Source organism: Actinoplanes sandaracinus (assembly GCF_030009775.1).
Taxonomy (GTDB): Bacteria; Actinomycetota; Actinomycetes; order Mycobacteriales; family Micromonosporaceae; genus Actinoplanes; species Actinoplanes sandaracinus.
On the sequence record NZ_JASCTH010000016.1, the window covers coordinates 114,812 to 130,176 of the forward strand.

General features: G+C 70.6%; 13 protein-coding genes. 6 read left to right on the forward strand and 7 right to left on the reverse strand.

The features are described from left to right. The first annotated feature begins 20 nt into the window (after positions 1-20). The gene (locus QLQ12_RS24280; RefSeq protein ID WP_282762727.1) at positions 21-4,403 is read left to right on the forward strand and encodes a DUF4082 domain-containing protein; all 4,383 of its coding nucleotides are present in this window, start codon (positions 21-23) and stop codon (positions 4,401-4,403) included. Positions 4,404-4,690: 287 nt separating this feature from the next. Here the strand turns inward: QLQ12_RS24280 and QLQ12_RS24285 are convergent, their stop codons facing one another. The 3 genes from QLQ12_RS24285 to rfbA all read right to left on the reverse strand — a co-directional run bounded on the left by QLQ12_RS24285 (position 4,691) and on the right by rfbA (position 7,898). Beyond that, the gene (locus QLQ12_RS24285) at positions 4,691-6,169 is read right to left on the reverse strand and encodes a sugar transferase (RefSeq protein WP_282762728.1); all 1,479 of its coding nucleotides are present in this window, start codon (positions 6,167-6,169) and stop codon (positions 4,691-4,693) included. Between the two features lie 248 nt (positions 6,170-6,417). Continuing rightward, positions 6,418-7,029 (reverse strand): dTDP-4-dehydrorhamnose 3,5-epimerase family protein, encoded by a 612-nt coding sequence (locus tag QLQ12_RS24290; RefSeq protein ID WP_282762729.1) that lies wholly within the window; start codon positions 7,027-7,029, stop codon positions 6,418-6,420. Continuing rightward, the gene (rfbA, locus tag QLQ12_RS24295) at positions 7,026-7,898 is read right to left on the reverse strand and encodes a glucose-1-phosphate thymidylyltransferase RfbA (RefSeq protein WP_282762846.1); all 873 of its coding nucleotides are present in this window, start codon (positions 7,896-7,898) and stop codon (positions 7,026-7,028) included. The genes QLQ12_RS24290 and rfbA overlap by 4 nt, the downstream gene beginning before the upstream one ends. Positions 7,899-7,944: 46 nt before the next feature. Between rfbA and rfbB the strand changes: the two genes are divergently transcribed. From rfbB to QLQ12_RS24310, 3 genes are all read left to right on the forward strand, one after another. Next, positions 7,945-8,922: a dTDP-glucose 4,6-dehydratase gene (rfbB, locus tag QLQ12_RS24300; protein WP_282762730.1), complete on the forward strand. Its 978-nt coding sequence runs from the start codon at positions 7,945-7,947 to the stop codon at positions 8,920-8,922. Beyond that, positions 8,922-9,812: a dTDP-4-dehydrorhamnose reductase gene (rfbD, locus tag QLQ12_RS24305; protein WP_282762731.1), complete on the forward strand. Its 891-nt coding sequence runs from the start codon at positions 8,922-8,924 to the stop codon at positions 9,810-9,812. Before rfbB ends, rfbD begins: the two co-directional genes overlap by 1 nt. Positions 9,813-10,046: 234 nt before the next feature. Further along, complete coding sequence (locus QLQ12_RS24310) at positions 10,047-10,802, forward strand: sulfite exporter TauE/SafE family protein (protein ID WP_282762732.1); 756 nt, start codon at positions 10,047-10,049, stop codon at positions 10,800-10,802. A 13-nt stretch (positions 10,803-10,815) separates the two neighbouring features. Here the strand turns inward: QLQ12_RS24310 and QLQ12_RS24315 are convergent, their stop codons facing one another. Then, entirely contained in the window at positions 10,816-11,007 is a 192-nt protein-coding gene (locus QLQ12_RS24315; protein WP_282762733.1) for a hypothetical protein, read from the reverse strand. A gap of 112 nt (positions 11,008-11,119) precedes the next feature. Next, on the reverse strand, positions 11,120-11,632 hold the full coding sequence (locus QLQ12_RS24320) for a flavin reductase family protein (protein ID WP_282762734.1): 513 nt from the start codon (positions 11,630-11,632) through the stop codon (positions 11,120-11,122). Positions 11,633-11,990: 358 nt separating this feature from the next. On the opposite strand from QLQ12_RS24320, the gene QLQ12_RS24325 reads away from it, so the two are divergent. Then, positions 11,991-12,695, forward strand: a complete 705-nt coding sequence (locus tag QLQ12_RS24325; RefSeq protein ID WP_282762735.1) for a sulfotransferase-like domain-containing protein — start codon at positions 11,991-11,993, stop codon at positions 12,693-12,695. Positions 12,696-12,860: 165 nt separating this feature from the next. Here QLQ12_RS24325 and QLQ12_RS24330 read toward each other — a convergent pair whose 3' ends face one another. After that, a complete protein-coding gene (locus QLQ12_RS24330) occupies positions 12,861-13,766 on the reverse strand; it encodes an aminotransferase class IV (RefSeq protein ID WP_282762736.1) in 906 nt (301 codons plus the stop codon). Positions 13,767-13,873: 107 nt separating this feature from the next. Then, entirely contained in the window at positions 13,874-14,569 is a 696-nt protein-coding gene (gene deoC / locus QLQ12_RS24335; RefSeq protein ID WP_282762737.1) for a deoxyribose-phosphate aldolase, read from the reverse strand. 70 nt (positions 14,570-14,639) lie between these two features. Here deoC and QLQ12_RS24340 point away from each other — a divergent pair, with 70 nt between their 5' ends. After that, positions 14,640-15,362, forward strand: coding sequence for a GntR family transcriptional regulator (locus QLQ12_RS24340; protein WP_282762738.1), 723 nt, complete (start codon positions 14,640-14,642; stop codon positions 15,360-15,362). Positions 15,363-15,365 lie beyond the last annotated feature (3 nt).

The following is a 15,365-nucleotide window of genomic DNA, read 5'->3' on the forward strand; positions in this document are numbered from 1 at the left end:
TCCTGATATTGGTGGCGGCCATGACCGCGGTCGTCGGGTCGACGGCGGCGTCCGCCGCCGCCTGCCCGTGCACGATCTTCGCCGCGTCCGCGGTGCCGGGCACGCCGGCTGACTCCGACCCCTCGGCCGTCGAGGTGGGCGTGAAGTTCCGATCGGACACCGACGGCCTGGTGACCGGAGTGCGCTTCTACAAGGGCGCCGGCAACAGCGGCACCCACGTCGGCCACCTGTGGACCGCGGCCGGCGGCAACCTGGGCACCGTCACCTTCACCAACGAGACCGCGACCGGCTGGCAGACCGCGACGTTCGCCACCCCGATCGCGATCACCGCGGGCGCCACCTACGTCGCCTCCTACTACGCCCCCAACGGGCGGTACGCCGTGGACGAGGGCACGTTCGCCTCGGCCGGGGTCGGCAACGCCCCGCTCACCGCGCTGCGGGACGGCGAGGACGGCGCCAACGGCGTCTACCGGTACGGCGCCGGTGGCGGCTTCCCCACCAACAGCTGGGAGTCGAGCAACTACTGGGTCGACGTCGTCTTCAACACCACCGGACCGGACACCACGCCACCCACGGTGACCAGCACCGATCCGGCCGCGGGCGCCACCGGCGCGGCGACCACCACCACGGTCAGCGCTGTCCTGAGTGAGCCGGTGCAGGCCGGCACCCCGGCTCTGGCCGTGGCCGGTGTGACCGGCACGACCAGCTACAACACCGCCACCCGCACGGTGACCTTCACTCCGGCCACGCTCGCGGCGTCCACCAGCTACACCGCGACCGTCTCCGGCGCACGGGACACGGCCGGGAACACCATGGCCCCGTACTCGTGGTCGTTCACCACCGCGCCGCCCGGGGGAACCGGCTGTCCCTGTTCGATCTGGGCCGCCACCGCCACCCCGGCGACAGCGGCCGCCGCCGACAACTCCCCCGTCGAACTGGGCGTCAAGTTCCGCACCACCACCGCCGGCTACATCACCGGCCTGAAGTTCTACAAGGGCAGCGGCAACACCGGCACGCACACCGGCTCGCTCTGGAACACCGGCGGCTCCCGGCTCTCGACGGTGACCTTCACCGGTGAGAGCGCCACCGGCTGGCAGACCGCGTCCCTGCCGGCTCCGATCGCGGTGGCCGCGAACACCACGTACGTCGCGTCCTACTACGCGCCGGCCGGCCGCTACGCGGTCACCGGCAACGGTCTCGCCTCCGCGGTGACCCGGGGACCGCTGACCGCCCTGGCCAACGGCGCCGACGGCGGCAACGGCGTCTACCGGTACGGCGCCAGCGCGTACCCCACCGGCACCTACCAGGCCACCAACTACTGGGTGGACGTGGTGTTCAACACGACCGCCGCGGACACCCAGGCGCCGGTCCTGACCGCCCGCGCCCCCGGCCCCGGGGCGTCCGGGGTGGCGGCCACCACCGCCGTCACCGCGACCTTCAACGAGCCGGTCACGGCGGCCGCCGTCGCCCTGACCGGACCGTCCGGGGCGGTCGCCGGCAGCACCTCCTACGACTCGGCCACGTCCAGCGTCGTCTTCACCCCGTCGGCCGCGCTGGCCTACTCCACCTCCTATACCGCCACGGTCAGTGGCGCCCGGGACGCCGCGGGCAACGTGATGACCTCGGCGACCTGGTCGTTCACCACCGCGGCGGCGCCACCGCCCCCGCCGGACCAGGGCCCGGGCGGCCCCGTCCTGGTGATCAAGTCGTCGGTCTCCGGGGCCAGCGGATTCACCTCGTTCACGGCCGAGGTGCTGCGCGCCGAGGGCCTCAACGAGTTCGCCACCGCCGAACTGTCCACCGTCACCCCGGCCGTCCTCGGCCAGTACGACGTGGTCCTGCTCGGTTCGACACCACTGACCGCGGCCCAGGTCGCCATGTTCACCACCTGGGTCACCGGCGGCGGCAACCTCATCGCGTTCCGGCCCGACAAGCAATTGGCCGCCCTGCTGGGCCTGACCTCCACCACCGGCACCCTGACCGAGGGTTACCTGCGGGTCGACACGTCGTCGTCGCCCGGTGCCGGCATCACCAGCCAGACCATCCAGTACCACTCGGCCGCCGACCGCTACACCCTCGCCGGCGCCCGCTCGGTCGCCACGCTCTACTCCAACGGCACCACGGCCACCGTCAACCCGGCGGTGTCGCTCACCGACGTCGGCACCGCCGGCGGCCAGGCGGCGGCCTTCACCTTCGACCTGCCGCGCTCCCTGGTCCAGACCCGCCAGGGCAACCCCGCCTGGGAGAAGCAGAACCGCGACGGCAAGGCCCCGGTCCGCTCCAACGACATGTACTTCGGAGCCGGCTCGGCCGACTGGGTCGACCTGACCAAGGTCGCCGTGCCGCAGGCCGACGAGCAGCAGCGCCTGCTGGCCAACCTGATCGGGGCGATGAACCTCGACCGCAAGCCGCTGCCGCGGTTCTGGTACTTCCCGCGCAGTCTCAAGGCCGTCGTCGTAGCCACCGGTGACGACCACGCCAGCGGCGGCACCGCGGGCCGGTTCGACCAGTACCTCGCGAACAGCCCGGCCGGGTGCTCGGTCGCCGAGTGGCAGTGCCCGCGGTTCACGTCGTACATCTATCCGAACACCCCGCTGAGCAACGCCCAGGCGGGTGGCTACCAGTCCAACGGGTTCGAGGTCGGCCTGCACCTCAGCACCAACTGCGCCGATTACACCCCGGCCTCGATCGCCGCCAACCTGACCGGCCAGCTCGAATCGTTCCGGTCGAAGTACAGCTCGGTCCGGGCGCCGGACACCAACCGCACCCACTGCATCGTCTGGTCGGACTGGTCCAGCCAGGCGACCGCCTCGGGCGCCAACGGGATCCGGCTCGACACCAACTACTACTACTGGCCGGACACCTGGGTCGCCGACCGGCCCGGATTCATGACCGGCTCCGGCATGCCGATGCGGTTCGCCGACTCGGGCGGTGGGCTGATCGACGTCTACCAGGCCGCCACCCAGATGACCGACGAATCGGGGCAGAGCTACCCGTACACCTCGAACACTCTGCTCGACGCGGCGCTGGGCTCCCTGGGCTACTACGGCGCGTTCACCGCCAACATGCACACCGACAAGCCCACCACCTACGACAGCGACCAGGTGCTGGCCTCGGCCCGCGCCCGCAACGTGCCGATCATCACCGGCCACCAGTTGCTCACCTGGCTGGACGGGCGCAACGCCTCGTCGTACTCGAACATCGCCTGGTCCGGCGACAACCTGACGTTCTCGGTCAACGTCGGCGCCGGCGCCGACGGCCTCACCGGCATGGTGCCGACCGCCGGGCCGGGCGGGCGGACACTGTCCACCCTCACCCGCGCCGGCGTCGCGGTCCCGTTCACCCGGACCACGATCAAGGGCGTCGAGTACGCCATGTTCACGGCCGCGACCGGCGCGTACACGGCCGGATACGCCGCCGCGGCGCCCGCGACGCTCACCGCCACCGCGGCGGCCGAGACGGGCGGCACCACGGCCTCGGTCACGGTCGCCAGCAACACGGCGGCCAAGACCGAGATCGCGTACGGCGACTCGCCCGACCAGCTCACCCGGAAGGCGGGCGACGGCACCGAGTCCGGCAGGCGCACCGTCCAGTTGTCCGGCCTCACTCCCGGCACCACCTACTGGTACCGGGTGAAGGTGACCACTCCGGGCGGCCGCACCACGACCGGCCCGCTGCAGAAGGTCACCACCGGCGCGGCGGACCGGACGGATCCCGCCGCATCGGGGGTTACGGTGACGCCCCGCCCCGACGGCACCGCCGAAGTCGCCTGGCGCACCAGCGAGCAGGCGGCCGGAACCCTGCTGGTCGGGACCGCCCCGGCCGATCTGAGCCGGTGGCCCGGCACGCAGGGCGGCACCCGGCAGAGCGCCGTGGTGACCGGTCTGGAACCGCGGACGACCTATCACTACCGGGTCCGCAGCGTCGACACGGCGGGCAACGTCTCGACGTGGCCGGCCCTCGACCAGCCGCCCGCGACGTTCGTCTCGTCGGCGGTCGGTGTGGCCGACCACACCGCGCCGCAGCTGCGCACCGGCGTCGAGTCCGGCACCACGGTCACCGACGACGGGGTCCGGCTGGCCGACGGCAACCGCTCCGGCAAGCACGTGTCCCGGGTCATGGACGTTCAGCAGATGGTCAACTGGGACCGGCTGACCTACCAGGCCGACGTGCCGCGCGGGGCCGGGCTGCGGGTGTTCGTCCGCACCGGCAGCACGGCCACGCCGGATGGCAGCTGGAGCTCCTGGTCCGCGGTGGGCCAGGGCGGACGGGTCAAGGGCGGTTCGCGCTACGCGCAGTACCGGGTCGAACTGACCCGGGCGGCCGGCGGCGACAGCCCGATCCTGCACGGAGTCGGCATCACCTCGGACGGGCAGCTACTGGAGACCCCCACCGAGAAGTGACCTGACCTGCCCGAACGGCCACCCCACCCCCTCGGGTGGGGTGGCCGTTCCTATGACGGCACCCGTCGCTCAGCCAGGTGTGCGGGGCCCGAAAACCCGTCTACGCCGCGGCAGGGCCCCGCCTAGGGTGGGTACCGGAACGACGAGCCGTCGTTCAGGCGGGCGGACGACGCCAGGAATGACCCGCCTGAACACCTCGGGCCGGTTGTCGTACCCCCGGAAAAAGATCTACCCGGTACCGCCGCCGATGCGGCGATACCGGGTGGGTGTGCGAACGACAGGCTCGGTCAGTAAGCGCCTGAACTGCGAACCACGGCACTGACCGTACGGAAGAGGATGACCAGGTCCATGACGAGCGACCAGTTCTCGACATAGGTCAGGTCGAGCCGGATCGACTCCTCCCACGACAGGTCGGAGCGGCCGGAGACCTGCCACAAGCCGGTGAGACCGGGTTTGACCACGAGCCGGCGGAGCATGTCCGCCGGGTAGTCGGCGACCTCCTTGGCCAGCGGCGGGCGCGGGCCGACGAGCGACATGTCGCCCTTCACCACGTTCAGCAGCTGGGGCAGCTCGTCGATCGAGAACCGGCGCAGCCAGCGGCCGACCGGCGTGACCCGCGGGTCCTGGCGCATCTTGAACAGCGCGCCGTCGTTGTCGTTGAGGTCGCCCAGCTCGAAGAGCCGGGCCTCCGCGTCGACCTGCATGGTGCGGAACTTGTAGAGGGTGAACGGCTTGCCGTCCTTGCCGACCCGTTCCTGCTTGAAGATGGCCGGGCCGCGGCCGTTGCGGCCGAACCGGACCAGTCCGGCGACGATCACCAGCACCGGGGAGGCGAGCAGGATCAGCAGCATCGCGCCGACCCGGTCGAAGATCTCCTTGACCACGCGGGCGCTGCCCTTGAGCCGCGGGTGCTCGACGTGCAGCATCGGCAGGCCGTCGACCGGGCGGATCGTGGTGCGGTCGCCGGCGACGTCGACCAGCGTGCTGGCCACGATGAGGTCGACCTCGTTGCGCTCCAGCTGCCAGGCGAGACGGCGCAGGGCCGGGCCGTCGATCTCCGGGCAGGAGAGCACGATCACGGTGTCGGCGTCGGAGCGGGCGACCGCGGTGGCCACGTCGTCGAAGTTGCCGTAGACGGGGGGCATCCCGGCCAGCGTCCGGGTGCGGGACGGGGCCGGCGGCAGGCAGGCGCCGATGACGCCGAGACCGTGGTAGCGCTCCCGGCTGAGGCGGCGGGTCATGTCGACGACGGCCCGGTCGTGACCGACCAGGACGACTCGGTGCAGGCGCTGGCCACGGGCCCAGGACCGGTGCAGCCGCTGCCGGAAGACGAACCGGGCGGCCAGGTCGACCACGATCGCGAGCGGAATGACGATGCTCACATAACCGCGGGCCAGGCGCAGATCGAATGCGAAGGAAACAATGGCGAGGCCGGCGGTGAGCGCCAATCCCGCACGGAATACCCGCGCGTACTCTTCCGTGCCCACAAACAGGTGACGGGACTCATACGCTCTGTTGAACACGAGGCAGACGATCCAGGCGATCGGCAGCAGCATCGTGAGCAGTAGGTAGTCGCGCTGATGCGGTGCGACACCCTCGGCGCCGAACCGCAGCAGGAGTGCCCACGAGGCGGCGCTGAGGCCCACCACGAAGTCTATGAGATAGAGGGTCAGGGCATAACGGCCCTGCCACCCGGTGCGCGCCGCACTGGCACGCGACCGGGCCTTGAGCTGGGAAACCGTCGCCGCCAGGTCAACGGTCTCCACGGATTCAATTGTCTGCACGCCAGGCCCCCATCATCGGCTGCGACCGACTCATGATCCACTTCCTCGCCGACGCGCTCGGACACGCCCGGCAGAAAACTTCCCGCAGGCGAAACCCGCGAGACACATGAGACAGACTCTCAACGCGTCCCCGTCCGCGCTACACCTTTCCGTTTGACAGGGTTGGCGATTCGGACGATGCCGGGAACCGATGTGTCCCCTGGCGTCCGAACCGGACCCGCGAAAGGCGGTTATCGGCTGTCGTCAATCCGACGCAACGATTTGACGTACTTGTTACACGCCTCGTAATCAGGCAGTAAACCCTTCGCTCCGGCTTCCGCCAGCGTCGGCGCCGCAGCGTCCTTGGCGGACAGTACGGGCTCCGCCACCGGCCAGGCAATGCCCAGGTCCGGATCCAACGGATGGACGCCGTGCTCGTGCCCGGGACGGTAGGTCGTCGAGCAGAGGTACGCCACAGTAGCGCCCTCGGTCAGCGAACAGAACGCGTGCCCCAGGCCTTCGGTCAGATAGACCGCCCGCCGGTCCTCGTCGTCGAGCCGGACGCCCTCCCAGGAGCCGAACGTGGGCGACCCCACCCGCAGGTCCACGATCACATCGAGCACCGCGCCGGACACGCAGGTCACGTACTTGGCCTGACCAGGAGGAACATCAGCGAAGTGGACACCCCGCACCACGCCCGCGGCCGAGGTGGAGAGGTTCGCCTGGGCCAGGTCGAGCGGGCGGCCGACAGCCTCGGCCAGGCGGTCGAACCGGTACCACTCCAGGAAGCGGCCCCGGTCGTCGCCGTGCTGCGCCGGAGTGATCTCGAAGGCGCCCTCGATCGACAGCGGACGGATCCTCACCACACACCGCCGTCGAGGAGGCGGACCAGGTACTGGCCGTACCCGCTCTTGAGCAGCGGAACCGCCAGCCGGCGCAGCTCGTCGTCAGAGATGAAGCCGAGCCGCCAGGCGGCCTCCTCCACGCAACCGATCTTCAAACCCTGTCGCTCCTCGATCACCCGGACATACTCGGACGCCTGGACCATCGACTGGAAGGTCCCGGTGTCCAGCCACACCGTGCCACGGTCGAGCACCGTCACGTCGAGCCGGCCCTGACGCCGGTACTCCTCGTTCACCGCTGTGATCTCCAGCTCACCACGGGCGCTGGGCCGCAGCTGGTCAGCGATCTTCACCACGTCGGCATCGTAGAAGTAGAGACCCGGCACCACATAGTTGGACTTGGGCTTTTCGGGCTTTTCCTCGATGGACAGAACCCGGCCGGCGCCGTCGAACTCGACCACGCCATACCGCTCCGGGTCGGCCACCGGGTAGGCGAACACCCGCCCACCGGCCGGTTCGGCGAATTTCGCCAGCTGCCGGCCCAGGCCGACGCCGTGGAAGATGTTGTCGCCAAGGATCAGCGCCACCGGGTCATTACCGATGAAATCGGCACCGATCCGGAATGCCTGGGCAATCCCGTCAGGCTTCGGCTGCACCGCGTAGCTCAGCTCGAGCCCGAACCGGCTGCCGTCGCCCAGCAGCCGCTCGAAGTGCGGCCGGTCCTCGGGCGTGGTGATCACCAGGACCTCGCGGATCCCGCCCGACACCAGCGTAGTGAGGGGGTAGTAGATCATGGGCTTGTCGAAGATGGGCATGAGCTGTTTGGACATGGCCATGGTGATCGGCCACAACCTTGAGCCGGTGCCACCGGCAAGCAGAATTCCGCGCACCGGGGAACAATAGTCAATGCTCGGCTTGGGACTACACTCCCTACCCGTGCAGATTTTCGTGACCGGTGGTGCCGGTTTCATCGGATCGGCCTACGTCAGGGCCCTCTTGCAGGACGAGTTTCCGGGTGCGACCGGTGCCTCGGTGACCGTTCTGGATCTGTTGTCCTATTCGGGTAATCGCTCCAACCTGCCAGTGTCGGATCCGCGACTGCGATTCGTGCAGGGCGACATTTCCGATTCCGACCTCCTACGCGACTTGCTTCCGGGTCACGACGCGGTAGTGCATTTCGCCGCCGAATCACACGTGGACCGGTCCATTTCGGGCGCTCTGCCGTTCGTCACCACGAATGTGCTGGGCACGCAGATCCTGCTCGACGCCACCCGCGCCGCCGGCGTCGGACGGTTCGTGCACGTCTCCACCGACGAGGTCTACGGATCGATCGACGAGGGCTCGTGGACCGAGACGTGGCCCCTGGCGCCGAACTCGCCGTACGCCGCCTCCAAGGCCGGCTCGGACCTGCTCGCCCTCGCCGCCCACCGCACCCACGGCATGGACGTGGTGGTGACCCGCTGCTCCAACAACTACGGCGACCACCAGTTCCCGGAGAAGGTGATCCCGCTCTTCGTCACCAACCTGCTCGACGGCAAGCCGGTCCCGCTCTACGGCGACGGCGGCAACATCCGCGACTGGCTGCACGTCTCCGACCACTGCCGTGGCATCCAGCTCGTACTGGAGAAGGGCCGCTCCGGTGAGGTCTACAACATCGGCGGCGGCACCGAGCTGACGAACAAGGAACTCACCGGCCGTCTGCTCGAGGCGTGCGGCGTCGGCTGGGACATGGTCCGCCCGGTCACCGACCGCAAGGGCCACGACCGCCGCTACTCACTGGACATCACCAAGATCGGCGACGAGCTCGGGTACGCGCCGCAGGTCACCCTCGACCAGGGCCTGGCCTCGACGGTCGCCTGGTACCGCGACAACCGCGCCTGGTGGGAACCGCTCAAGGCCCGGGCCGGTCTTTGATGACCGTCTCCTCCGTCCCGCTGCCGCCGGACGAACGGCCGGCTCTGCGCTGGCTGATCACCGGCGCCGGCGGCATGCTCGGCCGGGACCTCCAGCGGGTCCTGGCCGAGCAGGGCGAGACCCGGGTGGTCGCCGCTACCCGCGCCGAACTGGACGTCACCTCCCCCGGGCAGGTCCGCCGGGCGGTGGCCGACGCGGACATCGTCCTCAACACCGCCGGCTGGACGAACGTGGACGGCGCCGAGGCCGACGAGGACTCCGCCACCGCGATCAACGGCGTGGGCGCGGGGATCCTCGCCGCCGAGGCCGGCAAACGACTGATCCACATCTCCACCGACTACGTCTTCGGCGGCGACGCCACCGCGCCGTACCCCGAGGACGCCCCGCACGCCCCGGTCAACGCCTACGGTCGCGGCAAGGCGGCCGGCGAGACGGCCGTTCTGGCGGCCGGCGGCTACGTGGTCCGCACCGCCTGGCTCTACGGCGAACACGGCTCCAACTTCGTCCGGACCATCCTGCGCCTGGCCGCCGACCGCGACACCCTCGACGTCGTCGACGACCAGGAAGGCCCGCCCACCTGGTCCTACGCCCTGGCCCACCAGTTGGTGGCGCTGTCCCACGCGGCGGTCGCCGGCCATGCCCCACCCGGCGCCTACCACGGCACCGCGACCGGCTCCACCACCTGGTTCGGCCTGGCCCGGGCGGTCTTCGAGGAGGCCGGCCTCGACCCGTCCCGGGTCCGCCCGACCACCAGCGACCGCTTCCCCCGCCCGGCACGCCGGCCCAGCTACAGCGTGCTCGGCCATTCCCGCTGGTCAGAGGTGGGCATCGCGCCACTGTCGCACTGGCGCGCGCAACTCAGGGAAGCCATGCCCCTCTTCCTCGGCTGACACCGCGGCGCCGCTCTCCGGCGCTCCGCGTCCCCTCCCGCCGCCTGCCGTCGCCCGCGGCAGACGGCGGGATACGCGACCAGATCCATGCCACCGACGGCCGGCTCGGACCGGGTGACGAATCCGAGACCCCTCCCGCCAGTACGGGCCGACCGGGCAGCCGGACTCGGGCCGGGTGACGAATCCAAGACCGCTCCCGCCGGTGTGCGGCCGGACGGGTCGATAAGCTGGCTCGTGCAACTCGATCATGCGGTGCTGCTCGTGGCGGGTGGTGTCGGCTCCGGGCTGACCGGGTCGATGGCCGGGCTGGCGTCACTCATCAGCTATCCGGTGCTGCTGGCGGTCGGGTTGCCGCCGATCGCCGCCAACGTCACCAACTCGGTGGGCCTGCTGGCCAGCGGCGCGGGTTCGGCCCTCGGCTCCCGGCGCGAGCTGCGCGGGCAGGGCGCCCGGATCCTGCGGCAGAGCGTCTTCGCCCTGCTCGGCGGCACCACCGGAGCGGTGCTGCTGATGAACACCACCTCGTCGGTGTTCGAGCGGATCGTGCCGGCGCTGATCGCTCTCGCCGCGGCCGTGCTGCTGCTCCGCGACCGGCTGCGAGGCTGGTACACACGGCCGAAGGGCCGCTTCGCTCAGCCTCCGTTGGGTCTGGCGGTCTTCCTGATCGGCATCTACGGCGGCTACTTCGGGGCGGCGGCGGGCGTCCTGATGCTGGCCGTGCTGTCGATGTCGATCGTCGAGCCGCTGGCGGTCACCAACGCCGTGAAGAGCATCGTCCTGTGTGGCGCGAACTTCGCGGCCGCGATCCTGTACGCGGTGATCGCCCCGGTGCACTGGACGGCGGCCCTCCTGCTGGGCGCCGGCTGCCTGGTCGGCAGTTGGATCGGCCCGGCGCTGGTCCGCCGCATCCCGGAACGCCCGCTGCGCATCGTGATCGCCGTCGCCGCTCTGGGACTGGCCGCCTACCTCTGGCACGATGCCGTCACGTGACGGCCGTCGCCGTTCAACCGGTGATGGCCTGACGGCCCCTGTCGCTGCTCCGGCCGGCGAGGAACCGCGTGTCCCTGAGGCCGTCCTCGGTGTGGGTGTCGTCGCGGGTGGCCACGGACGTGCTGCCGCTCCTGGTGAACGCCTGCTCGACCGCATGTGTCGAGGCGCTGCCGACACCGGCCGAGGGAATGTCACGACCCCTCACCGCGGGGGCCTGGAGATCGAGCAGCCCGAGCCCTGGTGACCGAGACAGATCAACGGACCGATCCACGGCGAACCCGGTACGACGCGCAGCCGGGGCAGCGATCGGCGGCTCGCTATCGGCCATGGTTGAGGGCGACATAGCGGCCCGAGTGGTACACCAGCGGCGTCGACGCCTCACCCAAGCCGTGCTCGCCAGTCAGCGGGGTGGCCAGCACGATCGTGTGGTCACCGGCCGGCACCCGGTCGACGATCCGGCAGACCAGGCGGGCCAGCACGCCGTCGAGCAGAGGCACCCCCTCCGGGCCGGGCCGCCACGCGCCGTGCTCCGCCAGCCGGTCGATGCCGCGGGCCGAGAAGGTGCGCGCCACGTGCTCCTGCTCCTGGCCGAGCACGTGCACCGCCACGGTGTCGGCGGCCTCCACCGCGGGCCAGGCCGAAGCCGTGCGGGCCAGGCAGAACGAGACCAGCGGCGGGTCGAGCGAGACCGACGTGAACGAGGTCGCGGTGAAGCCGGTGGCCGGCTCGCCCGGAGCGGTGATCACCACGACGGCCGCGGCGTGCCGGCGCAGCAACTGCCGGAAGAGGTCGGCGTCCACGGTGCCGGCGGGGATGGTCTGCAAGGTCATGACGGGCCTCCATCGCAATGCGTTTCGTGATCAGAGAGCGCGGCAGCGTCGCCGCACTGACGAGCCGGACCCGGCGCGTGATGCCCGGGGTCACGCGCCGGCCGGCTCGCACCACCGACGGTGCGCTGCGATCGCACGGCTCGTCAACCGCCTTCCCATATCCTAGTAAACCGATAGGCCGAGATTGACATATGCGGTGCGGACCGCTCAGGATGCGGGCATGAGCGACGCGGATCCGGCCCATCAGCGGGCGCCGCCACATCGGGCACCTGGCGTTGAGCTCCGACACCCGTGCGGACCCGGGACAGCCGGCCGGGGCACACCCCGCGACAACCGCGACACGTGTGACCATGGGTGGATGACGATCCGGGTCGCGATGTGGTCAGGTCCGCGCAACATCTCGACGGCCATGATGCGCAGCTTCGGCTCACGCGCCGACACCGTGGTCTGCGACGAGCCGCTCTACGCCCACTACCTGACCGTGACCGGTCTCGATCACCCTGGGCGTGAGGAGATCCTGACCAGCCAGCCGGCCCGCTGGCAGGACGTTGCGGACGCCTTGACCGGCCCGCTGCCCGGCGACCCGGCGGTCTTCTACCAGAAGCACATGACCCACCACCTGCTCCCCGGCATCGGCCGGGAGTGGCTGGGCCGGCTCACCCACGCGTTCCTGATCCGCGACCCGGAACACGTGGTCGCCTCCTATGCGAAGGTCCGCGGCGAGCCCACTCTCGAAGACCTCGGCTACCCGCAACAGGCCGAGATCTTCCGCGCCTTCGGCGGCCCGGTCGTCGACGCCGCCGACGTGCTCCGCGACCCGGAGCGCACCCTGCGGCTCCTCTGCGCCGGCCTCGGCTTCGCCTTCGACCCGGCGATGCTCACCTGGGCGCCCGGCCCGCGCCCCGACGACGGCGTGTGGGCGCCCCACTGGTACGCGTCGGTGCACGCCTCCACCGGTTTCGCCCCGTACGACCCGCGGCCCGCCGACGTCCCGGAGCGCCTGCGCCCCCTGGTCGAGGCGGCCCGCCCCTACTACGAGGAACTCGCCGCCCACCGCCTGTGAACCACCCGCCCGCCATGTCAATCCCGCATCCACCGACGATGGATCGGCGCGGGTCACCGAGGGCGCCGGGCGTCACCACCGGCTGACCGCCACGGGCGGACGGCGCCCCAGGCTCGACGCGCTGGGCATCACCACCGGGCCGACCGTCGCGCGTGGCCGGTGTCCTCAGACCTGGATCAGGCGGGTCCCGTACGCCGCCGCATGCTCTTGATAGATCTTGGCGAGCCGGGCCGTGACCGGACCGACCTCGCCGTTGCCGATCCGCCGGCCGTCGATCGTGGTGACGGCGGCGATCTCGCCCATGGTGCCGGTGCAGAAGACCTCGCCGGCCGCGTACATCTCGGTCAGAGACACGTCCCGGACGACGGCGGGGATCTCGTGGACGGCGGCCAGTTCGAGGACCGTCTGGCGGGTGATGCCCTCGGGGCAGGCGACCGTCGTCGGGGTGACCAGGGCTCCGGCGATCACCGCGAACAGGTGGGTGGCGTTCGTCTCGGCGACGAACCCGCGCTGGTCCAGCATCAGGGCGTCGTCGGCGCCGGACGCGTTCGCCTCGATCTTGGCGAGGATCGAGTTGATCAGATTGTTGTGGTGGATCTTCGGGTCCAGGACGTCCGGCGACGGGCGGCGGATGCTCGACGTGGCCAGGGTCAGGCCGCCGGTGTCGTAGACCGGCGGCTTGTACTCGGCGAGCACGATCAGCGTCGGGCCGGCCCGGTTGAGCCGCGGGTCCATGCCACTGGTCACCTTGACGCCGCGGGTCAGGGTGAGCCGGATGTGCACCCCGTCGCTCATCTTGTTGGCCCGCAGCGTGGCCGTGATCGCGTCGGTGATCTCGACATCGGTGGGGATGTCGCTGAAGCCCAGGGCCAGGGCCGACTTCCGCAACCGGGCCAGGTGCGGGGTCAACCCGAAGATCGAGCCCCGGTAGAGGCGCAGGCCCTCCCAGACCGCGTCGCCGCCCTGCACCACCGAGTCGAACGGCGAGAGGCCGGGCTGGTCGCGGTGCAGCAGATTCCCGTTGACCCAGTAGAGGATGTCGGCGTTGCGCTCGTCGTACCGCTGCAGCATCGGCTCAGCATAAAGCTGATCACCAGGCTCGGCTCACCGGACATCGGCGGACGATGCGGACGGCTGCCGAGCCGGCGACGGGCGTGCTCACCGCGTACCCCGGAGGATCAAGCGCGACCGGCGGAGACCGCGACCTGACGGCGGGCCAGGTCCTGGAGGATCTCGGTCGTCGAAGACGTGCCGAAGCGGGTCACGCCGACCGCGGCCATCGCCATCATGGTGTCCAGGCTGCGCACCCCGCCGGAGGCCTTGACCTGCACCTTCGGCGAGACGGCCGAGCGCATCAGCGCGAGGTCGTCGATGGTGGCGCCCTTGGGCGCGAAGCCGGTGGAGGTCTTCACGAACGCCGCGCCGGCCCGCTCGGAGGCCCAGCAGGCGGCGAGTTTCTGCTCGTCGGTCAGGTACGCCGTCTCCAGGATGACCTTGACGTGCGCGGCGCCGGCGGCCTTCACGACCTGGCCGATCTCGTGCTCGACGGCGGCGATGTCGCCGGAGCGCAGCCAGCCGATGTTGAGCACCATGTCGATCTCGGTGGCGCCCTGGTGCACGGCCAGCTCGGTCTCGGCGACCTTGACCTCGGTGGGGCTGTCACCGTGCGGGAATCCGATCACCGTGCCGACGGCGACTCGGGTGCCGCGCAGCAGCTCCGCGGCGACCGGCACGTCGCAAGGGCGCACGCACACCGAGGCGACGTCGTACTTCCTGGCCACAGCGCAGCCCTCACGCACGTCTTCCAGGGTGAACTCGGGCCGGAGGATGGAGTGGTCGATCATCTTCGCGATCTGCGGCACGGTGAAGTTCATGCTACTGGACAGTAGTTGTATAGACAGGTGGTTGTCTAGACAGGATTCGGGGATCTGTAAGGTGTGCGGCATGTCCGGGGACCCCGATTTCTCGCCGCGCTACTTCCGCATCGAACAGGAGCTGCGCGCACGGATCGCGAAGTCCAGGCCACACGACCCGCTGCCGTCCGAACCGGAACTCGCCCGCGAACATGGCGTCAGCCGGATGACCGCCCGTGCCGCGGTGACCCAGCTCGTCAACGACGGCCTCGTCTACCGGGCGCCCGGGCGCGGCACGTTCGTCGCCGTACCCAGCGGCCCGCGCCGGGCCGACCACCTCATCCGGCTCAGCGAAGAGATCCGCAAGCAGGGTAAACGCCCCTGGGCCAAGGTCGTGGTCGCCGAACTGCGCCCGCCCACCACAGTGGAGGCCACCCGGCTGCGGCTGCGCAGGGGCGACGTGTTCGCCATCCACCGGGTCCGGTTCGCCGACGACGAACCGATCGCCTTCGAACGGGCAATGTACCCCGGAACGGTCGGCGACCTGCTCGCCGCCGACCTGTCCAAGTCGGTGCACGAGGCGCTCGTCGCTCTCGGCCACACACCGGTGCACGGGACCGCGACGATCCGGGCGGAGGCGGCCACCGCTGAGGACGCGGGGGAACTCGGGGTTCCGGTCGGTTCGGCGCTGCTGGTCGAGGAGCGGTTGATCCTCGACCAGCACGAACGGCCGCTGGAACTCAGCGAGTCCCGGTACGCGGGCGACCGTTACCGCCTGGACGTCGCCTTCGGCGTCGAGCCGCTGGTGCAGTGACTC